15 protein-coding genes, 1 tRNA gene and 1 pseudogene are annotated in these 21341 nt (G+C 37.3%); 3 read left to right on the top strand and 14 right to left on the bottom strand.

Annotated elements, in window-relative coordinates; genetic code table 11:
* Positions 1–211: 211 nt before the first annotated feature.
* From LVD15_RS21530 to LVD15_RS21480, 11 genes are all read right to left on the bottom strand, one after another.
* Complete coding sequence (locus LVD15_RS21530) at positions 212–1987, bottom strand: carbohydrate-binding domain-containing protein (protein ID WP_233777259.1); 1776 nt, start codon at positions 1985–1987, stop codon at positions 212–214.
* Between the two features lie 650 nt (positions 1988–2637).
* On the bottom strand, positions 2638–3375 hold the full coding sequence (locus tag LVD15_RS21525) for an NYN domain-containing protein (RefSeq protein ID WP_233777258.1): 738 nt from the start codon (positions 3373–3375) through the stop codon (positions 2638–2640).
* Positions 3376–3500: 125 nt separating this feature from the next.
* Positions 3501–4535: a transglutaminase domain-containing protein gene (locus LVD15_RS21520; RefSeq protein ID WP_233777257.1), complete on the bottom strand. Its 1035-nt coding sequence runs from the start codon at positions 4533–4535 to the stop codon at positions 3501–3503.
* 2 nt (positions 4536–4537) lie between these two features.
* Complete coding sequence (locus LVD15_RS21515; protein WP_233777256.1) at positions 4538–5269, bottom strand: carboxypeptidase-like regulatory domain-containing protein; 732 nt, start codon at positions 5267–5269, stop codon at positions 4538–4540.
* Positions 5270–5450: 181 nt separating this feature from the next.
* On the bottom strand, positions 5451–6110 hold the full coding sequence (locus tag LVD15_RS21510; protein ID WP_233777255.1) for a porin family protein: 660 nt from the start codon (positions 6108–6110) through the stop codon (positions 5451–5453).
* 86 nt (positions 6111–6196) lie between these two features.
* Positions 6197–6859 carry an outer membrane beta-barrel protein gene (locus LVD15_RS21505; protein ID WP_233777254.1) on the bottom strand — a complete coding sequence of 221 codons (663 nt, stop codon included), beginning with the start codon at positions 6857–6859 and terminating at the stop codon, positions 6197–6199.
* Positions 6860–7042: 183 nt separating this feature from the next.
* A complete protein-coding gene (locus LVD15_RS21500) occupies positions 7043–7678 on the bottom strand; it encodes an outer membrane beta-barrel protein (RefSeq protein WP_233777253.1) in 636 nt (211 codons plus the stop codon).
* An 83-nt stretch (positions 7679–7761) separates the two neighbouring features.
* Positions 7762–9738, bottom strand: coding sequence for a urocanate hydratase (hutU, locus tag LVD15_RS21495; RefSeq protein ID WP_233777252.1), 1977 nt, complete (start codon positions 9736–9738; stop codon positions 7762–7764).
* Positions 9735–10493 carry a patatin-like phospholipase family protein gene (locus LVD15_RS21490; protein ID WP_233777251.1) on the bottom strand — a complete coding sequence of 253 codons (759 nt, stop codon included), beginning with the start codon at positions 10491–10493 and terminating at the stop codon, positions 9735–9737. Before LVD15_RS21490 ends, hutU begins: the two co-directional genes overlap by 4 nt.
* Positions 10494–10497: 4 nt before the next feature.
* Positions 10498–11340: an MBL fold metallo-hydrolase gene (locus tag LVD15_RS21485; protein ID WP_233777250.1), complete on the bottom strand. Its 843-nt coding sequence runs from the start codon at positions 11338–11340 to the stop codon at positions 10498–10500.
* A 78-nt stretch (positions 11341–11418) separates the two neighbouring features.
* Positions 11419–12366, bottom strand: a complete 948-nt coding sequence (locus tag LVD15_RS21480; RefSeq protein ID WP_233777249.1) for an acetyl-CoA carboxylase carboxyltransferase subunit alpha — start codon at positions 12364–12366, stop codon at positions 11419–11421.
* Between the two features lie 295 nt (positions 12367–12661).
* Between LVD15_RS21480 and LVD15_RS21475 the strand changes: the two genes are divergently transcribed.
* The 3 genes and pseudogenes from LVD15_RS21475 (at position 12662) to LVD15_RS21465 (ending at position 15104) form a co-directional block, all read left to right on the top strand.
* Positions 12662–12735, top strand: a tRNA-Asp gene (locus LVD15_RS21475).
* A 247-nt stretch (positions 12736–12982) separates the two neighbouring features.
* Complete coding sequence (locus LVD15_RS21470) at positions 12983–13927, top strand: site-specific integrase (RefSeq protein ID WP_233777248.1); 945 nt, start codon at positions 12983–12985, stop codon at positions 13925–13927.
* A 52-nt stretch (positions 13928–13979) separates the two neighbouring features.
* Positions 13980–15104, top strand: a pseudogene (locus LVD15_RS21465) (IS3 family transposase).
* Between the two features lie 189 nt (positions 15105–15293).
* Here LVD15_RS21465 and ltrA read toward each other — a convergent pair.
* The 3 genes from ltrA to LVD15_RS21450 all read right to left on the bottom strand — a co-directional run bounded on the left by ltrA (position 15294) and on the right by LVD15_RS21450 (position 20897).
* Positions 15294–16664: a group II intron reverse transcriptase/maturase gene (ltrA, locus tag LVD15_RS21460; RefSeq protein WP_233777247.1), complete on the bottom strand. Its 1371-nt coding sequence runs from the start codon at positions 16662–16664 to the stop codon at positions 15294–15296.
* Positions 16665–17367: 703 nt separating this feature from the next.
* On the bottom strand, positions 17368–19227 hold the full coding sequence (locus LVD15_RS21455; protein WP_233777246.1) for a TonB family protein: 1860 nt from the start codon (positions 19225–19227) through the stop codon (positions 17368–17370).
* 404 nt (positions 19228–19631) lie between these two features.
* The gene (locus tag LVD15_RS21450; protein WP_233777245.1) at positions 19632–20897 is read right to left on the bottom strand and encodes a TraB/GumN family protein; all 1266 of its coding nucleotides are present in this window, start codon (positions 20895–20897) and stop codon (positions 19632–19634) included.
* Positions 20898–21341 lie beyond the last annotated feature (444 nt).

Raw genomic sequence — 21341 nt, 5'->3', positions numbered from 1 at the left:
AATTGTTCGGCATGATCCATCCTACAATTTACTTGAGTTTAGCATTTATATAATGCTATATAATAGGTAGTTATGCATTCCATAAAATACACAAAAGTCACAAATCATCCGCCCTCATAGAGAATATCTATCACAATAAAAACAAAAGAAAAGCCCAAGCCTTCCGGCCTGAGCTTCAAAAAAGGGAACGGATTTTCTTTGATTTTTTTCGTTACCTATTCACAGTTGTAATAACAGATGAAGTAGTAAAACCCTCTAGTAAACTACCACCTGTATAGTCGTCTACTTCAGAGTAAAGTCCATCTTGAGCAGTACCCGAAATCACTCCTCCTGTGTAAATATTGTATTCAACATCATCCTCTAAATTTGGACTTGAAAAGACAACTGACTCAAATGCTTTAGCAGATTCAAAGGCCACTATATTTTCACCTTCACTATTTTGTATTACAAACGGAGTGCCTGCACTTTGCTGACTCAGATATACCAGTACCGCATTTTGCGATGAAGAATTACCTGGAGCTTGAGCCATATTCGAAGTTCCTACTGCTATGAGCGTACCTCCTGAAATTTCAAATGAACCATCATAGTCAATTGGTCCATTCGCCCCACTTTGCGGCCCGTTGATAATCAGGGTACCTGAAGACATTACTATAGAGCCGTTAGCATCTATACCATCACCGCCAGCATTCACTACTATATAGCCGCCTTGAAAATACATGTAACTATCACCTCCTGAGCCAAAGGAATCACCCGGTCTTCCCTCTGAGGAATCATTACCCCCGGCAGCATTAATACCATCATCAGAAGCAACCAAATTGATATCCCCACCATTAATGGTTAATGTATTACTCTCCAGCCCTTCATAAGACTCTGTTATTTCTATAACACCTCCGTTAATGGTAAGCTCCTCATCAGCATGAATACCATCATCACCAGTTGCTATTGTAAAATCGCCATCATGAATAACCAGATTACCATCACAGTGTATAGCATCATCGGCTGAGTTAATAGTGAAAACTCCCGCTTCAACAATATTGTTGACACCAGCTTTTAGAGCTTTGGCAGAAACATCTTCATCATAGTAAGAACTTCCTCCTCCAGTGGTGATATCAAAGTTACCTTCCGCTACTAACAGATCTGTCTCAGCCTGAAATCCATCGCCTTCGGTAGTAGTTATATGAAAATCACCACTTTCAATGAGCATATATCCTCTATCATCGTCATCATCATTATCTGATTTAAAAGCATCTCCCACAGACTCAATGGTAAAAGTCGCCTCTCTTACAATTAAGTAATCTTTTCCCCTAACACCATCATCAGCACTGGTAATGCTGTAACTCCCACCTTCTATTAGTAGACCATCTTTACTAGAAAGCCCATCATTATAATTAGCATTAATAGTCAGTGTTCCTGCACTATAAATGGATAAATCCGCCTTACTAAAAAAGGCAGCGTTGGGCTCATCTTCATCAGCACTTGCATAGATGTAATCAGCAGCATCAGTAAATGTGCTTTCAGTGGCTTCCGGGATAAATACAATCACCTTTTCAGCGCTAATAACATTAAAGGGCGCATTAGTAGAATTAGTAATAGAAGCTTCTTCAAAAATGATTTTAACAGACTCTTCATCCTCAGTGTCAACAGCCAACTGACCATCTAACAAAGTGCCTTTCACTATATAGGTTCCGGCAGTTGAAATTGTAGCCGTGGTGCCATCCAATAAAACGCCATCACCATCAACATCTATTGCAGTTTCATTTAGCTGAATTATAGTAGCACCTTCTTCATCCCAACTATTATCATCATCCGCTTCATGACTCGCTTGATTAGCTTCCATAGCTTCGGAAATAGAGGTGCTAAAGAACTCACTATTGACAGTTTCTTCAGAGTCGTCATCAGAATCATCTACTACTGTTTCAAGGTCATCATCCTGGCAGGCTACAGCAAAAAAGAGAAGCAGCAAGCTCCCCATTATCAATTTCTTCACATTCATTTATCTTGCTAGTTTATATTCCACAGAAGGCACAGCGCCCTCATACACTTGAAATATTAACGCAGATAAAGCTTATTAGATTACCCATTGGATGCAGTATTCAACCTAAGACTTATTAAGCACCACCAATATTGGGATTTTCTCAATGAAGAACTTCAGGTTTTGTATTGTTGGGCTCCGAAATTAATAGATTTCTCCTTTCGTTCCAATGACAGTATAAGCAAATAGCAAGCAATATGAAAAGATCAAAACAATTGAGGTCTATTTAAATCATGAACCCGTAACCGGTCGTCTACATTTCGACACGGCTGCGGTTTCATCTTGCTGTACCGTCGTGAGGTGAAATAGGATTAAAAAACAGGCTTTTCTCTAGTCCTTAGTGGCAGTTCATGACTATGAAATGCTTCAGGGAGCGGAAGACCTCACAGCAAAAAAGTAAGAAACCTCAACTATGGAACGTAAAGACTAGATAATCCCAATTGGATGGTATTTGAAATGTCTAACTTAAAAGTATAGATTAATGCATCCTTGTAAACCAATGATATATCACACTTCCTGGTGCGGCTGAAACAAATATCAGGTCTCGAAATGACCACTGGACGGAGATTCTCCTGAGTCATACACTAAACTGCATTATGCTTTTTCTACTTATTCCTTAAATAGATATGCTTGATATTCTTCTCTCCACTTTCTCTTTCGTCTATTTCGAACTTGCCTATTTTTTTAATTAGCGGATATAGCTTTGAAAAGCCATAGTTTCTGGGATCAAAATCAGTTCTCTTTTTAATTAGGTGATTACCTAACGCACCAAGAAATGCCCAGCCATTGTCATCTGACACTTCTTCAATGCTATCTGCAATTAGCTTTATTAATTGCTTATCAATTTTATTGAGAGATTGATCTTTAGTATTCTTATTTTTAACTACTGATTTCTCATCGGTCTCTTTTTCATTTTTAAGAATTTCTAGATAGACAAACTTATCGCAAGCCGTAATAAATGGTTGTGGTGTTTTCTTTTCTCCAAAACCCATTACAAACATCCCCGCTTCGCGCAGCCTGGTGGCCAGCCTGGTAAAATCACTATCACTAGAAACTATACAAAAGCCATTGACCTTTTGAGAATAAAGCAAATCCATGGCATCGATAATCAACGCACTATCGCTGGAATTTTTGCCAGTAGTATAACTGTATTGCTGTATAGGAGTAATTGCATTCTCTAAAAGCACATTCTTCCACCCTACTACCGTTGGCTTGGTCCAGTCGGCATAAATTCGCTTAATGGTAGGATTTCCATATTTAGCAATTTCCCCCAACATTTCCTTTACATGAGCATAAGGCACATTATCTGCATCTATTAGCACGGCCAATTTATCGTCTTTCATTATCTGCCTTTTAAATTTTTAGTTGAATACTCCAGCCTTTTTAATGACTTTGAGCCAAGTTAGCACTATCAACTTGAATAGACAGCTAATTTTAGATTTTTCAATACCCTACCACAAGAAATAGACTATCGTTTTTCAGCCAAATCAGCTTTCATCACCTTATACCGGTAAGTAGCCACATATTGTCCTGCATAAAGAATATGCAAAACATAATTACCCCTTGAAGAGAAATCTCCTGACAATCTCACCAGATCATTTTCTTCAAACGAAATTTTAGGTTCAAAAAGATTAACACTACCATTACGTATAGATTGACACATAATCAGTTCTTTGTCAATCATTTTGGCAGAATCCATTTTCAAAATAACTTCAAAAGCCTCTCCTTGTATCAGTTCATTATTAAATACGGCAGGACTTTCTGGGACTATCTTCATATTAAAAGCATCTTTATATAACAATGGCCCTTTAGCGAAATCCTGAAATGAAGGTTTATCATTCATTAACAGCCATGCCGTATCTAGCGGATAGTGATTTTTAGCAAACAGATCTGGTGATGTCAGGAAGTACCCCTCACTAAAGCTCGGTTTAAAAGAGTGCTCAGCCATATTCACTATCCCACTAGACCAGGTAGCATCACACAAATACCAGCGATCATTAATCATAACCGCATTCCATGAATGGTTAGGCACCATAGATTCAGAGTTAGAAATGGCCGTTTTCCCATAACCATGCACCACTCTACAGGTAATTCCAGCATGATAACAGAGTTCTTTAAGTAGGTATGCATAGCCAGTACAGACCGTGCTATGATTTTTCTTCATCTTGCGAAAGACCATCTTCACAAAACCTTCATTCCATTGACTCAGCTTTTCTGACTTATCTTTAAATCGATGTCGTTTCTTTTCATTTAAGAGAAACAGATGCACATCATTTTTTATATTTAAGCAAACCCACTTGTAAATAGCCCGAAACTTCTGTTCATCATCTTTTAAGGAACTAGTAAGTAAAAGAGACAGCGCTCTGGTATCATCCAATGAATATTTGGGGTATAAAGCCGCAATACTATCCGCCTTTTGATATTTTACACTGCCTCTTTCTAGACTTTGTGCCTGTCCTACAAAGGCCAGGCACCACATCAATGCTAATACACAAAATCTCATAATCAGAAGATTGACTTCACCTTATTCCACATTTTCTCTATGGCCGACGGCTCTTCATACACGCCATCAACCGCTATTTCACCTAGCATAACCAAAGACGCCATAGTTAGATTAATCTCAAGGTTATTATTCACCTGCTCAGGAACGTTATATGCAACCGTTTCATAACCCAAAAAAGAGAATAGCAAAATATCTCCTTTATCTAGCTTCTGAGGAAATTCGAAGTAGCCATTAATGTCTGTAACCGTACCGATTTCAGTGCCTTTCAACACTATATTTACCCCAGGCATCACCTCCCCTTCACCGTCTTTCACTATTCCTTTCACCACCTGCTTTTCTACTGCAATAACATCAACATTACTCACCGGAGGACGAACAATGGTAGTTTTTGTTTTCAAATTGTCATTAACAAATGGAGCCTGAGCCATGGCGATGCTGGCGGATGCCAATACCATTAAACCTACAGCTGCAGCCTTCACATAAGAGCTTATGCCGGTTGTCGGAAGCTTATGAGTATATGTAGATTTTAGTTGGGAAGTTTTAAGCCTGCCACAGACTTTTTTACCTGATGCCAATGAAGTGAAATGGCCTTTAATCTCATCATCAGTCATTTGAGTAAAATCAATTACCTCCATTTGGCAAGAATGACAAAAGCCACCCATTTGAGTTGGGGTAAAATCTGACCAGATCTGATTACAAGGTCTGGAAACGGAAAGTTTAAATTGTCTTTTCATAATTTTAACTGTTTTATGAAAGGATGCAGCGTTCAAACTTATTCCATAATAAAATCGGATTATTTTTAATTTTTATCTCATAACCTAACCTAAATAGTTATTTACCAGCCATTTATAAAACAAAAAAAATCCTATGAAGTAGCTTCACAGGATTTTAAAAATGTTTTATCTCTTGTGGGGATTATTGCCCGAATGTATAAGCAACGGAAATATTAAGTACTGTATTAGAAACCTTATCATCTCCAAGATCAATCCCATCAACATCGGGAATCATATTTGAAAGACCTTTAGAAAAAGTAGCGCTTAATATGATTGGATCAAAATTATAACCTACACCTAATTGAAAACCAAAATCTGTAGCTTTTAAATACATATCGTCACTATTATAATCACCCTCATCTAAAGAATTTTTAAAAGAATAATCGTCACTTACCTTGTCTCCATCTATTTTCAACTTATCCTGCCCTGAAATTGCCACGGCTACATAAGGCCCAACATAAAATTCTACCTGACCGGCTTTAAAAACTGCATTAACAGGCACCTCAATATAATGCAAAGAGGTTCTAGCATAATCTATGCTTTCTACACCATCATAATCCCAAGAAGTACCTTTTCCTGCGTAAAATACACCTGGCCTAAGAGCAAACCAGTCAGCCATCTCGAAATCAACATATACTCCAACTCTTGGAGCTAGTCTAAAGGCCTTATCTGACTCATCTCCATAATCATAATCTTCAGTAATAGTAGCTAAATTAGCTCCAGCCTGCACACCAAATTTAACTTGTGCTTGTGATGCTCCAAAAACGAGCAATAATGATAAAATAGTAAAAAATCTTTTCATAGTATAAAAATTAAAATTAATAACAGGGCAAACTTATTATTTTTAAATTTATAAAGGTAAAATTTACAATATTTTATCTGGATAATTTATCCACCAAAGTAATATGCAAGAGATACATTAATAATAAGGTTAGAGATTCTATTATCATCCATATCAAAACCTTCGATATCCGGATTGATATTTGTTAATCCTTTTGCACATGAGGCACTTATTATAAAAGGATCGAAATTATAACCAACTCCTAATTGAAAGCCAAAATCAGTTCCCTTTAGATAATTATCATCCCCATATAAATCATCAGTATCTAACTCATTCTTAAATGAGTATTCTGTACTAATCTTATCTCCATCTATTTTAACTTTAGCTTCTCCAGATATGGCTACAGCAAAGTAAGGCCCTCCGAAGAATTCTAAATGACCCTTTTTGAACACTACATTTACAGGTAATTCAACATAATGCAAAATAGACCTAATATAATCTCCACTTTGCATATCAAAACCAGACCATGCAGTACCCTTACCTGAATAGAAAAGTCCCGGCCTGAGTGTTAACCAATTTTGCAGCTCAAAATCAGCACATACACCGAGTCTTGGTGCCATTCTGAACATCTTTTTTGATTCAAACTCGGATTCTTCAAAATGTTCAATCACCGTTGCGAAGTTAGCTCCTGCCTGCACTCCAAATTTGACCTGCGAGATTACGTGCCCATTTATAAGCATAAGTGCTAAAATTATCAAAATTCTTTTCATGGCTTAATTATTAATATCCTCATTGAACAAGCTTATTAATATAATTTAACACCTATTTATTAAAATCAAACAAAGAATTTGGTTATTAAATAATAAAACTATTAACTGTCATGACTTCCCTAGCAAAAAAAATCCTGCGAAGTAGCTTCACAGGTTTTTAAAATACTTAGCATATTCTTGAGCTTATTTTGCAAGACTATAGGCTATTGAGACATTAAAAACTTTATTAAATGCCGTGGATTTTGATCCGTCATAATTAGAGGCCTTTTGAAATAAATTATAAAAACCTCTAGAAAAACCAGCGCTAACTCTCATAGGCTGAAAGTTATAGCCAACCCCCATTTGAAATCCAAAGTCAGCCCTCCTCAACCCTTTGTCTTCAGGAACATATCTTGGCAGATACATTCCATCTACATATAGACGATCCATGCCTTCTGCCCCCGGCTTAAAACGCTTCTTCAACAAAACAGCTCCATATAAACCCGCAAAAATTTCTACTTTATGCAATTTTAAAACAGCATTAACAGGAATCTCAGCATACTCTGAAATAGCTACATCATTATCACTTCCGCCAAAGTCATATTCCGTACCTTTTCCTGAATAGAAAACACCCGGTCTTATTAAGAATGATTGAGATATTTCAAAGTCTGCATATATGCCCAATTTCGGGGATAGCCTCTGTTTTTGATCGGTATAAGTATCATAATTATGAAAAGCGATTTTAGATACATTAAAACCAGCTTGTACACCAAATTTAACTTGCGCATGAGCGCTTTTAAAAAAGAATAAAAATAATAGAACAGTAAAAAATCTTTTCATATTTGATTTAAAAAATAGGCATAAGAATCACTCATGCCATAAAAGTATAATACCAATTATTGTTTGTTTAAATATTTAGCACCTTATAATAAGGAATCATCCACTATCTCTGGCAATGTGATTTTTAAATTTGGATTGTGACTCATGGCTCTTTTAGCTGCAAAAATCGCTTCATTATTCCTCGCCCAGCTTCTTCGAGCAATACCATTATTAACATCATAGAAAAGCATATTTTCTAACCTTTGCTGTGCCTCTTCACTACCATCGAGCAACATACCGAAGCCTCCGTTCATCACTTCGCCCCAGCCTACACCACCACCATTATGGATTGAAACCCAAGTGGCTCCTCTAAAAGAGTCTCCAATAACATTCTGTATAGCCATATCAGCAGTAAACTGCGATCCATCATAAATATTAGAAGTTTCGCGGTATGGACTGTCCGTTCCTGACACATCATGATGATCTCTGCCCAGAACTACCGAACCAATTTTCCCTTCTTTCACCGCTTTATTAAAAGCAGTAGCTATTTTTATTCTGCCTTCAGCATCGGCATACAATATTCTAGCTTGCGAACCAACGACCAATTTATTTTCAGCGGCTCCTTTGATCCATTGAATATTATCAGCCATTTGCTGCTGAATTTCTTCTGGAGCCGTCTTCCTCATTTCCTCCAGCACTTCACAGGCCAGCTTATCGGTAACTTCCAGGTCTTCTGGCTTACCAGAGGTGCATACCCACCTAAAAGGACCAAAACCATAATCAAAACACATGGGACCCATAATATCCTGCACATAAGATGGGTATTTAAACTCCTGATCGTTCTTCATAATATCAGCACCAGCTCTGGCTGCCTCCAACAAAAAGGCATTACCATAATCAAAGAAATAGGTGCCATTGGCAGTATGCTTATTGATAGCTGCCACTTGCCTTCTAAGTGATTCCTGAACTTTAATTTTAAACACTTCAGGCTTCTCCGACATTAATTGATTCGCCTCTTCAAAAGACAACTCCACAGGATAATAACCTCCAGCCCAGGGGTTATGCAATGAAGTTTGATCAGAACCCAGCTCGATATGAATATCTGCTTCAGCAAAAGCTTCCCACACTTCCACAATATTCCCGTGGTAAGCTATGGATACCACTTCTTTGCCCTGCTTGACTTTCCTCACTCTATCTATTAAAACCTGAATATCAGACACTTTCTCATCTACCCAACCCTGACTATGGCGCGTATTAATAGCTTTTTCATTTACTTCAGCCACCACAGATATACAGCCTGCTATATTACCTGCTTTAGGCTGAGCACCACTCATCCCTCCTAGCCCAGCCGAAACAAAGAGTTTACCAGCTAATCCATCTTTTGCAATTTTTCTTCCTGCATTTAAAATAGTAATGGTAGTACCATGCACAATTCCCTGAGGACCAATGTACATATAAGAACCCGCAGTCATTTGACCGTATTGTGTTACACCTAGAGCATTATACTTTTCCCAATCATCTGGTTTAGAATAATTAGGAATCATCATGCCATTAGTAACTACTACGCGCGGAGCGTCTTTTGAAGATGGAAACAGCCCCATAGGATGCCCAGAATACATATGCAAGGTCTGCTCGTCAGTCATAGTAGCGAGATACTGCATGGTTAATAAATACTGAGCCCAATTTTGAAAAACAGCACCATTACCACCATAGGTAATTAACTCATGCGGATGTTGTGCCACTGCGGGGTTCAGATTATTCTGAATCATGAGCATGATGGCACCTGCTTGCTCAGATTGAAAAGGGTATTCGTTTAATGGGCGAGCATACATATCATAGTCAGGTCGAAAGCGATACATATATATTCGTCCGTACGTTTCCAGCTCTTCCTTAAATTCAGGAATTAACTCCTTATGATGTTCTTGTTTAAAATATCTTAAGGCATTTTTTAAGGCGAGCTTTTTTTCTTCTACTGAAAGAATATCTTTTCTTTTAGGGGCGTGATTAACCTGAGGATCATATCCTTTTGGAGAAGGTAATTCTGATGGGATGCCCGTTAAAATTTGCTCTTTAAAATTCATTCTTTCAGCTTAGTTTTTATTTTCTCAATTTTTTCTTTCGCACATTCATAACCTATTTTATAGATCGCATCTATATTTGATAGATCTAGCACTTTATATGACTCCAATCCTTTTGGCTCAATAAAATAATCGCAGGCACTTCTTCTGCTATAGGCATTACAAGTAATAGCCAGCATTAACGCTCGCTCCATTACCAGCTTAGCATTTTTAGGGTCAAAATCATGATCAATAGGATTACAATGTGAGCCGATAATAATATCACACTTTCCTTCCAAGGGCTCTACAGGCAGGTTATTTAAAATACCTCCATCTATATATAGCTTATTATTATGCAGCACAGGATCAAACAAAACAGGAATACATGACGAGGCACAAATAGCACTCAACAATGGTCCTTTGTTAAAATATTCTGTCTTACCTGTATTAACATTAGTTGCGGCTATATACAATGGCTTTTTTAGATGCTCAAAATCGTCTTTTAAATGTAGTTCAAGAAATTTTCGAATGACATCCATCTTCAAAATACCGGTCCAGCTAAGGGCGGGCTGCAAAAACTTGAAAGTCTTAATACTCTTTACAATCTCCAGTATTCGCTCTACCTGATATCCGTAAGTGTACATAGCACCGACTATGGCGCCGGCGCTACTTCCACTTATAAAGTCTATATTGATTTCAGCCTCTTCCAGGGCTTTTATTACACCAAGGTGAGCTATTCCTCTAGCACCACCTCCTGACAGAACAAGGCCTACTTTCATTGTATTATAGAATCTCTTTTAAAGAAAATGTTTTATCCAGTCGCACTCCTTTTTCAGTATGCTTCACGGTGCAGCACTCATTTACAGGATCATGCTCCATAAAAATAATATATTCATTATCAGCCGCCTCATTTAAAAAGGCTTCTTTTTCTTTTAAAGTTAATAATGGTCTGGTGTCATATCCCATAACATAAGGCAGTGGAATATGCCCAATTGATGGTAATAAATCAGCAGCAAAAACAATAGTATGCCCTTTATACTTGATTTTAGGTATCATCTGCTTATCAGTATGTCCATCAGCGGTAAGTACATCAAACTGAGGAAACTGAGATGGGTTTTGTAAATCAACAAAGTCCAGATGACCACTTTCTTCCATCGGCAAAAGGTTTTCTTTAAGGAAAGAGGCCTTTTCTCTGGCATTTGGCTTCACAGCCCACTCCCAATGATCTTTATTACTCCAATATTTGGCATTAGGAAATACCAATTCAGGCTTACCGGCACTATCATATTTTACACCACCACCACAATGATCAAAATGCAAGTGAGTCAAAAACATATCTGTGATATCATTTTGATTAAAGCCAGCAGCTTTTAAAGAAGAGTCAAGACTAGCATCTCCACTTAAATAATAATGACTGAAAAACTTCGCATCTTGCTTATCTCCAATACCATTATCAATTAGTATCAGTCTATCTCCATCTTCAATGAGTAAACACCTCATAGCCCAGTTGCAAAGGTTGTTCTCATCTGCCGGATTAGTCCGCTGCCATAAGGTTTTAGGCACTACTCCAAACATGGCTCCACCATCGAGCTTAAAAAATCCGGTATCTATTATATGAAGGTTCATAATTTTAAAAATTTATAAAAAACAAAAGCCACAGACCTGATTGATCTGTGGCTTTAAATTTATGGAATTTTTAATACTTTATTCCTTTACTACGCCCATACTACAGAACTTATCTATACGTTTTGAAATTCTGTCTTCATCAGACATTTCTGATAGTTCTTTAGTCAGTTGTAAAATCACTTTTTTCACTTCTTTAGCCATAGCTTGCATGTCTACATGAGCTCCGCCCAAAGGTTCATTGATAATACCGTCAATCAACTGAAGATCAAGCATATCATATGAGCTTACACGCATTGCCTCAGCCGCTGTTTCTTTATAATCCCAGCTTCTCCATAAAATAGTAGAGCAGTTTTCTGGTGAGATTACAGAATACCAGGTATTTTCCAGCATTAATACTTTATCACCAATAGCGATACCTAAAGCTCCACCTGAAGCTCCCTCACCTATTACTATACAGATTACAGGCACCTTAAGCATAAACATTTCTTTAAGGTTTCTGGCAATAGCCTCGCCCTGACCTCTCTCCTCAGCCTCTAAACCAGGAAATGCTCCGGGAGTATCTATAAACGTAACTATAGGTTTATTAAATTTCTCAGCCAGCTTCATTAACCTTAAGGCCTTTCTATAACCTTCAGGGTTAGCCATACCAAAGTTTCTCAACTGCCTTTGTTTGGTATTACGGCCTTTTTGCTGACCAATAAACATGTATGTCTGCTTATTTACTGAGCCAAAACCACCTACAATAGCCTTATCGTCCTTTACAGTTCTATCTCCGTGCAATTCTACAAAGTCATCGGCTATTTCATAGATATAGTCAAGGGTATACGGGCGATCTGGATGACGCGATAGCTGTACCCTCTGCCAGCGAGTTAAATTACTGAATGTCTCTTTTTTCAGATTCTTTATTTTCGTTTCCAGAGACTTTACGGCATCACTTACATCTACATCACTCTCAAGAGCAATTTTTTTCATACCCTCCAATTTAGCCTCTAGTTCTGCGATAGGTTTTTCGAAATCCAACAGCATAATTATTTTAATTAAGGCACAAAAATATAACTGAAAAGCTCAAATACAAGATAAACCCAACGCTTTTTGGAATATACTTATATAAAAGCCTATTAAGCACTATTTCTCCCCCTCTAATAAATTTTCAATTTTAATTAACTGAAAATCAATAGATTAAACACAATTGCAATATTTTTTACAAAAAAATTCACGACAGATGTTGCATATAATGATTGGTCACTATACATTTGCAACACCTTAAACGAAAGGGACGAAACAAAAGAGAAAGTTAAGACTTTTTCTTGAAATAAAAAATGGTCTGGTAGTTCAGCTGGTTAGAATGCCTGCCTGTCACGCAGGAGGTCGCGGGTTCGAGTCCCGTCCAGACCGCAAGACGAGAGTCTAATAATACTAAAGCCGCTTAAATTGTATGATTTAAGCGGCTTTTTGCTTTTTAAGCTATCATCGAAACACATTCCTTTTCATCTGATTCGGTTAACAATTCGGTTAACAGTTTTTTTATTTATTTTTGTTAACCGAATTAGCTATAATTAACTGTATATCAATTAATTATAACCGTTAAAATTTGAGCTCTAAATGGACATATTTTATTGTTCACTACAACATTTCAAACGCGATGAAAAGACCTCAAACATTCTCAATTCTTATTTGGCCCAACAAGGCCAGAAAAAATAAAGCTTGTGCTGATTTGCCTCTATATGCAAGAATCACTGTAAATGGTAGAAGAACTGAAATTTCTTTAAAAACAAAAGTGAATCCTACTCAGTGGAATAAATCAGCATGCAGAGTAAAAGGGAATGACATCAAGGCCCAAAGAATTAACCATTATCTGGATGAAGTGAGAGCTAAGCTTTTTAGAATATATCAAGAAATGAGCATCCAGAATGAAATACTCACTCCTCATGATATTAAAAACAAGTTCTGCAACAATGACTCACCACAAAAGAATGAGTTAAAACAGTTAATTACTCTACATAATAGTGATATGAAAAATTGCATAGGGACTAGCATAAGCCAGGCCACATATTCAAAATATTGCGTACTTGAGAAAAAGGTGAGTAAATTCCTCTTGCATAACAAAAAATCTAATTTAAGTCTTAATGAAATCAATTATCAATTTGCTGTCAATTTTGAACAATACCTGCGTAATAACCATAAACTGAGCTCAAACACAGCCATGAAATACATTAGAATGCTTAAGAAAGTGCTCAATGATGCTGTACGCAGAGACTGGATCAAGAGCAACCCCCTCTCCTCTTTTAAATGCCATTTTCAATGGCCTAAGAGGGAAGTTCTTTCAATGAAAGAGCTACAGACTCTACATCAACATATATTCACTATAGAGCGAGTTGAAGTAGTGAAGGATTATTTTCTATTCAGCTGCTATACAGGCTTATCTTATATTGACTTTGTTAACTTATCTCCTGATAACATTCATTATATCAACAATAAGCCTTGGCTAAAAATTAAAAGGCAGAAAACTAAAACCACTGCTGAAATACCGCTATTAGCTCAGGCCATGAGCTTAATTCAAAAGTATAGAAATTGTAAGGCCCCCTAAAAATAGGACAGTTTAAAAGTAGAAAAATTTAATTAAATTTAAACTGTTCACTATGAAACGAAAGAAATTTTCACCCCAACAGATTGCCAGCATCTTGAAGGAATTTGATGCAGGTAAGACCGCGGCTGAGATCAGCCGTGAGCATGGCGTTAGTCAGGCAGCCTTCTACAAGTGGCGCCAGCGATTTGGAGGCATGGATGCTTCAGAGTTACGGAAGCTAAAAGAACTTGAAGAGGAAAATCGCAGGCTTAAACACATGTATGCGGAATTAGCCCTTGATCTTAAGCTTGCTAAAGAGATCATCGAAAAAAAGCTTTAAAGCCCTGCCAGAAAAAGCAGCTAGTTACGGAAATAAAAAAGGGAATTTAATTACGCGATCAGCATCAGCAGGGCGTGCCGGGTTTTAAATCTTGCCAAATCCGTCTATTATTATTCATCTATTAAAAATGATGAGCCTATTATGGCTGCTTTAAAAGAAAAAGCAGAGCAGTTTCCCAGAGAAGGTTTTTGGAAAGCTTTCAGGCGACTTCGCAATGAGGGGCATCAATGGAATCATAAGAAAGTGCATAGAGTCTATAAATCCATGGGATTAAGTATGCGTAGAAAGACAAAAAAAAGACTGCCCGCAAGAGTGAAAGAGCCTTTGGAGATACCGCCTGTAATCAATCATACTTGGTCTATTGACTTTATGAGTGATGCTCTATTGAACGGCAGAAAGTTTCGATCTTTCAATGTAATGGATGATTTTAACAGGGAAGCGCTACATATAGAGATTGACTATTCTCTTAAGAGCAATAAAATAGTATGGGTTTTAAACCATTTAATTAAACGTCGAGGCAAACCTGAGCGGATCAGGATGGATAATGGCCCTGAATTTATTGCAACATTAACTAAGGAATGGAGCCAAATGCACGAAATCGACTTCATTTATATACAACCAGGTAAGCCCACTCAAAATGCCTACATAGAAAGGCTGAATGGCACCTTCAGAAGAAATGTATTGGATGTGTATATTTTTGATGATATAAATGAAGTGCGTGAAGCTACTGAAAAGTGGATGAATGACTATAACTTTTTCAGGCCTCATGAAAGTCTGAATGACTTGAGTCCGGTGCTGTATGCACAGAGGGCGTTAACAGTGGATAACTCTATCGAGTTACCCACAATTAACACCTGATTTCAATAATAATAATTGTTAGAAATCTATACATTTACACAGTCCTAATTTGGGGGTGCTTACATTGTTGCGTAGAGTAGAGCCTGATAGCTCTAATTTTCTATAAATATAGTAAAATAGAACAATCAGCGCCCCCTTCATCAAACCGTGCATGAAGTTTTCCCTCACACGGCTTACCGATAGCATTCTTCATTCAGCTTTCGAGAGGGTCTTCATGCGCGCATATTTATCCATATCAAGCAAGCCATAAAACTTTACCAGATTTTCATACGGTCGCTGGCGAAGCTTCCTATGCGCTTTCCGACCTTTGCCTTTCATCCATTTGTACAGCTTGTAAGACAGATGCTCTTTGATCACTCGGATAGTATCCCAGATATGACTCACTTTACTGATAGAGAAGTAATTTAACCACCCTCGCAGCAAGGGATTAAGCTTCCATACAATCCACGGTATGGTCCAGTGTTTACGCCTTCTGAATAACTCTTTAAGTACTCTAAACAGCTTACTTCTGGATTTTATACTGGGCCGTATATTGGTATAGTTACGATGATTCCACGCAAACTTTGAGGGAATGCTGCGGAATTCGAAACCCAGGAAGAACAGACTACTTTTATTGATATGAAGTAGTCTGGTTTTTTCCTTATTTAACCTTAATCCCATATTGATCATAATCTGGTCTATGTACCTCAGGATTTCTGCATTGAAGTACCATTTCCCCATCAGTAACCAGTCGTCTGCATAGCGAACCATGCGGATGCCTGACCTGACAAACTTTCCTTTCGGATGGTTAACAATCTTATCAAAGGCATGGAGGTAAATATTAGATAGCAATGGAGAGATTACACCTCCTTGAGGTGTGCCTTCTTTGTTGCTTTGTAGTGTGCCGTCCGGTAACTCCACCGGTGCTGTCAGCCATTGCTGTAACAGGTTTAATATCCCTCTGTCTGTGACCCGATGCTTTAGTAGCTTGAATAACTTACCATGCGGAATCGTATCAAAGTAGTTTGATAGATCTGCATCATAAATGAATTTATGACCTGCATAGATATTATTCTTTACTTGCTTTATGGCATCTTTGGCACTTCTCTTGGGACGAAAACCATAGGACGTCTCACTAAAATCGGCTTCCCATAGGGGTTCTATTGCCATTTTCACGGCCATTTGAACTACCCGATCTCTAATCGTTGGGATACCTAATTTTCGATATTCTCCTCTGGCTGCTTTAGGTATCAATACCTGCCGAACTGCACTACTGCGGTAACTACGGGTTTGTAATGCCTGCTGTATTTCCTGTAGAAAGGCCTCTAATCCTGACTCTTCTATGGAAGTACAGCTTTGGCCATCTACCCCTACTCCTTTTGAATAGTTGCTTTTAACTCGATGATAGGCTGTAACTAGAAAATAATCTTGATAAATCTTATCATAAAGACTATATCCCTTAAAGCCTTTCTCTCTCTTGGCTCGAACATATAGCTTCCTTTGTAAAACACGAACTCGCTCCTCCTTTTCTGAGGGACGTGCTAATAGATTTTCATCAATACATGTAGTTCTGTTTTCCATTATAAGCTTTGCTAAAGTAGAGCCCCTTCCCTAATCTGAGTTATGTTGTCTCAAACATCACCGGTACTATGGGCTCCTCCGACTTCTTCTTTTCCTATCCGAAACTTCGTAATACTTATATCCGGACATTTAAGGTCGCCAACCTTGGGTTAAGAAGATCTCCCACGTTTAATACAAATCCATCTATAATCACGCCATCCCTATTACTCCGGCAGTTTACTGAAATTCTTTCGACTGTTGATCCTTTCAGTATAGCAGGGTTCGAGATCGTCAACACCCTCCCCAAGTCTGCAGGTTAGCCATCTCGGAGCTATTACGGGTTCACGCTTCCGCATTACGGCTTGATTATTTGAATTATGAAGCTTCAGCGAGTAACTCACATTACTAACTGTCCATAATTCTTCAGGGTGAACAGACAATTGCCCTGATAGGATTTTCACCTATTGGATTTGTACCACTTCGTGGCACACTAACGCCCGGCTAGCAGATGTATGCCAGAACCGAGCCTAATAGCACTAAAGTAGCGAACCTGCCCAACTCACACTAGTATTTAAGAAGAACTACGCTGCACACATCGCTCACCAGAACTGTGGCAGAAATAAGATTTGATGTCTTTACAGAATGAATAGGTGAGCGGAGTGAGTTTTACCACCCCGCAGAACGCAGTACGACACGTGGCTGCTAGCGCTTGTTGTAGCGCGTACTAATTGATTATAATTTCTGTTTTTTTGAACTTACCTTTTATTATATCTAATTGTTCCTGAGTCAATTCGTTATCTGCAAGAAACACTTTTTCTAAGTGTTTTAAGGAGTAAATTTCCTCGGGCAATTCAGTAATGTTATTGCGATTAAGAACCAATATCTTCAACTTTTTAAGATTGATAATTTCTGGTGGAATATAGGTTATGTTGTTTCCACTTAAATCAAGTGCTTCAAGTTTAGAAAGCTGAGTCAGAGATATTGGAAACTGAGATAGATTATTATAGGCTAGGCCAATGACTTTTAATGAGGAGAGCAGATCAAATTGATTGGGCAGGGAATTTAATTTATTATTTGGGACGTACAACTCTTCAAGTTTATCAAGGTGTACAATTTCATCTGGTAAATTAGTGAGGTTGTTCCCCTCTAAGTCCAAGAAAACAAGTTTTTCGAATTCTTTTATTTTCTCACTTAGATTATTCAATCCTTTGTTAGTCAAAGACAATCTGCGTGCATTTGGATTATGGAATAAAGCTTGATCAACGCTAATATACTCCTGTGAACTAGTGTTAAGATTTAAAGTTGGAGTTGGTGGAATATAGGAATCTTTGGCTATTACAATTATTTCGCACAACAGCTTTCCGGCAGGCAGAGTTATTGGCTCGTTATTTTTGTTATATTCTTTAAGCCTAAAGGCTATTGGCAAGATATATATTTGAGAAGATTTCAATTCTTCATTAATTAGGTCAGAAGGCACCGATTTGAAAACTGCTTTAATTTCGCTCATAAATTCTGCATCGATATCGTTCAGTGGAGTGACATCAATAATTTCATCTGCCTCCTCATCTATTTTGAATGAAACATATACTGTGCTCTCAATATTCATTTGCCTAGCTTTACGGGGATACCTAATTCGTGAATTAATAAAGTCATTAAATGATATTCGTTTCTTTGGGCTGTTAGTATCAGGATTAAATGTGATTGGTAATATTATTCTTTGTTTAACGGCAGTCCCTCTTTGATACGGTGGATACCAATGTGGACTATTTTTAATCAATCTAATAGCTTCCTCGTCACATCCCACCCCAATGCCTTTAACAACTTCAATTTCTGTTAAGTCTCCCGTTTTGTCAACCACAAATTGTATCATCACTTTGCCTTCAATTCCCAGCCTCATTGCTTCTGAAGGGTAGTTTAAATTAGATCTTATATAATCATAGAAAGACTGGAAGCCCCCAATAGGCATTGCCGGTTCCTCCACGATCATAAAAATTTCTTTATTTCTTGAAATGTTTATTTCAAAATATTGAGGCACAGAAATACCTTGTATTTTAGCAGGAATCCAATCATCGAACTTCTTTAATGATGTTTTAATTATTGATAATGCAGTTGTATCATTATCTGAATTGAGAGTTTCAACCTTTTGAACGTTGCCTTTTTCTGTAACAGTAAACAACACATGTAAATTGAAAGTGCTGTCTAGTTTTGTGAATTGTGGATTACTAACAATTGAATTTCCAAAGTCACTGTAAAACCTTTGCCACCCTAATGGATATTGGGCGAAATCTTCAGACACTTTTATTTCACTATCTACAATTAATTTGGTTTTTGATGGATCAATGGAAAATTGATCTATTGATAAAGATCCCAGATTATAGTATTTTCGATCAAGCAAAATAAGGAAAGCATCACTCTCAGGTATGGCCATTTCACTAAGAACATAACTTGGATGAGAAATCATTAATTTATCCCCTGGTTGAACATCTAGTTGAAAGTATCCTAAATAATTTGATACACTACCTGTAGTTGTTCCCAGTAAAACAATGGTGGCTTTGTTAATTGGCGCTTGGTTGGTTTTATCCACCACTCTTGCTGTAATAGTGGTTTGACACAAACTTGATGTTGACAGTAGTAAAAGGTAAAATAAGAGGAATGGCTTCATATTTAAATTAATGTACTTATGCGCTACAACGATCTGTGTAAGCAACCGTTTTAATGCTACTTACATTTTTTATGCGCCTTGAATGGTGAATATAGCTCAAGAATTTGAGTGTTACAAGAGGTGAAAGTCCTTTACGCGCCAGGGTCATGCCTGGAATCGAAGTAAATGGAGTGCAAGGTTGTCATCGGTAGTGATGGAACTAAAGAAATGCTAAGCTTCATGAATAGATATTAAACAAGTTTTGATCCTTATGCTTTGAGTAGTGAGAGGCGCACTCTGACTCAATTGGAGTCAGAGCCGGCCACTCTACTAGGCATAATTTTTTATCAGTTTGGTTCTGCCCAATCAGAATTTCGAATTAAAAATACAGCATCAAAATAATCAGTTGTAACGGATTCGTTCAATGTGATTTCCATTCCTCTTGGGATCAGTCCGAAATTGTCAACAAGTCTCAATGATTGAGAATATGGCGATTTTTTGTTATTGAGAACAAATAATGTGTTGGTGTTTTCTTTGGTTACATTTTTCAGGTCGTTTACACCATAAAAATACATTAGCGTAGGACTATCATAAGAAATGGGGATTTTTGTTAATCTCTTCTCTCCTTGTATTGGTGCAGGCAAATATTCTGATGGGATGCCCCATTTACTGTCTGAAAACATAGTTACGATTGAAAATACTTTATTTTTTACTGGGAGCTCCGACTTTTTAAGTATTGCCGCAAAATCGTCATATCCGTTCATTTCGCTTTGTAGTACGTGTGCCATTCCGAAATAACCGTATATTTTTTGATTTTGAAGTTCACGACTTTCAAATTGTTTTTCAAAATTGGCAAACATTAGTTCTGGGCGAGTTTTCTCAAAATATTCTTGTAAGTTGAATTTTATATGCTCAAGGCTGCTTAAAGTCAGCGAATCTATAGAATCCTTATTTTTCTCGATGATGTTTGGCAGTTCCTCTTTTGACCATTCCACGATTTTTTTCTTTTCTATAGGTATTTCGCTATTGATTTTCAGGTTTTCAAATATTCGTGTCAAATGATCTTTTGTAATGACAAAATCGTTTATTTGGTCTACCCCAATTACTTGAATTTTTTGGGTATCAGGTAATGCTTGATTGATTTTGAATAAATTATACCATTTGTCATAATAGTCTTTATTATTTCTTCCAGCAACTACACTCCAATTTTTTAAAACATAGTTTACCAACGAGTCATTTCCTGTTTTCAAATATTCGTTCATAAAATATGCTTGACTAAAGTCCAGTTCGACAACGTGATATTTCATTCCAACAGTTCGACTTAGGTATTTAATTAGCTGAAGGTCTATTTTTTGAGCCTCTTTTGTTCCATGAGATTCTCCAAATAAGATTAAGTCATTGTCGTAAGCGATTTTCTCTAATAATTTGAAATCAAATTCCTTATTTTGCTCAACCTGTTCTATCTGATTTGGGTGGTTTTCCCAATATTTCACATAGTCTTTTCCAATAAAATACTCTTTGAGTTGGAAGCCGTAATTAAAAATTAATCCTAGAAAAATTATACTCAAAAAGAGTATGAGTATAAACTTTAATACTTTTAAAAATTTTGTCATTTGATTGATATTGCTTGAAATTATACCCAACAGCTTGGCTATGCGCAGGCGAGCTTTAGATGCACTATCCTGTCTACCAAGCCGAAAGTTTGTTAATAGTTCTATCGTTTCTTATTAGCACTATCCACCCGCATGCTGACAGGTTTTGTGCGTACTTGGAATGGTGAATATAACTCAAGAAAATGAGTGTTCCAAGAGGTGAAAGTCCTCTACGCGCTCAGGACGTGCCTGGAAGCGAAGCATGTGGCACGGAAAAATTTACCCTTCGCCTAGTCATCACCTAATTCAAAACATCAATTTTGCTATCTCATTCAAATCTTCATAACCAGCTAAATCCGAAAATTTGGCTCTACAATTCAAATTTCATAAGACTTATAGTTACTTAAGAACCTTCCTCCTTTTACTTCGCTAATAATAGTTTCAATACCTAATAGTAGACATGCC

It is taken from the genome of Fulvivirga maritima, assembly GCF_021389955.1.
Taxonomy (GTDB): domain Bacteria; phylum Bacteroidota; class Bacteroidia; order Cytophagales; family Cyclobacteriaceae; genus Fulvivirga; species Fulvivirga maritima.
The sequence above is the reverse complement of the archived record's forward strand: the minus strand, read 5'-3'. Positions and strand labels throughout refer to the sequence as shown.

Coding starts and splice junctions, on each gene's coding strand:
- LVD15_RS21525 (WP_233777258.1), bottom strand. CDS start 3,375: ATGAAAGACGATAAATTGGCCGTGCTAATAGATGCAGATAATGTGCCT.
- LVD15_RS21520 (WP_233777257.1), bottom strand. CDS start 4,535: ATGAGATTTTGTGTATTAGCATTGATGTGGTGCCTGGCCTTTGTAGGA.
- LVD15_RS21515 (WP_233777256.1), bottom strand. CDS start 5,269: ATGAAAAGACAATTTAAACTTTCCGTTTCCAGACCTTGTAATCAGATC.
- LVD15_RS21510 (WP_233777255.1), bottom strand. CDS start 6,110: ATGAAAAGATTTTTTACTATTTTATCATTATTGCTCGTTTTTGGAGCA.
- LVD15_RS21505 (WP_233777254.1), bottom strand. CDS start 6,859: ATGAAAAGAATTTTGATAATTTTAGCACTTATGCTTATAAATGGGCAC.
- LVD15_RS21500 (WP_233777253.1), bottom strand. CDS start 7,678: ATGAAAAGATTTTTTACTGTTCTATTATTTTTATTCTTTTTTAAAAGC.
- hutU (WP_233777252.1), bottom strand. CDS start 9,738: ATGAATTTTAAAGAGCAAATTTTAACGGGCATCCCATCAGAATTACCT.
- LVD15_RS21490 (WP_233777251.1), bottom strand. CDS start 10,493: ATGAAAGTAGGCCTTGTTCTGTCAGGAGGTGGTGCTAGAGGAATAGCT.
- LVD15_RS21485 (WP_233777250.1), bottom strand. CDS start 11,340: ATGAACCTTCATATAATAGATACCGGATTTTTTAAGCTCGATGGTGGA.
- LVD15_RS21480 (WP_233777249.1), bottom strand. CDS start 12,366: ATGCTGTTGGATTTCGAAAAACCTATCGCAGAACTAGAGGCTAAATTG.
- LVD15_RS21470 (WP_233777248.1), top strand. CDS start 12,983: ATGAAAAGACCTCAAACATTCTCAATTCTTATTTGGCCCAACAAGGCC.
- ltrA (WP_233777247.1), bottom strand. CDS start 16,664: ATGGAAAACAGAACTACATGTATTGATGAAAATCTATTAGCACGTCCC.
- LVD15_RS21450 (WP_233777245.1), bottom strand. CDS start 20,897: ATGACAAAATTTTTAAAAGTATTAAAGTTTATACTCATACTCTTTTTG.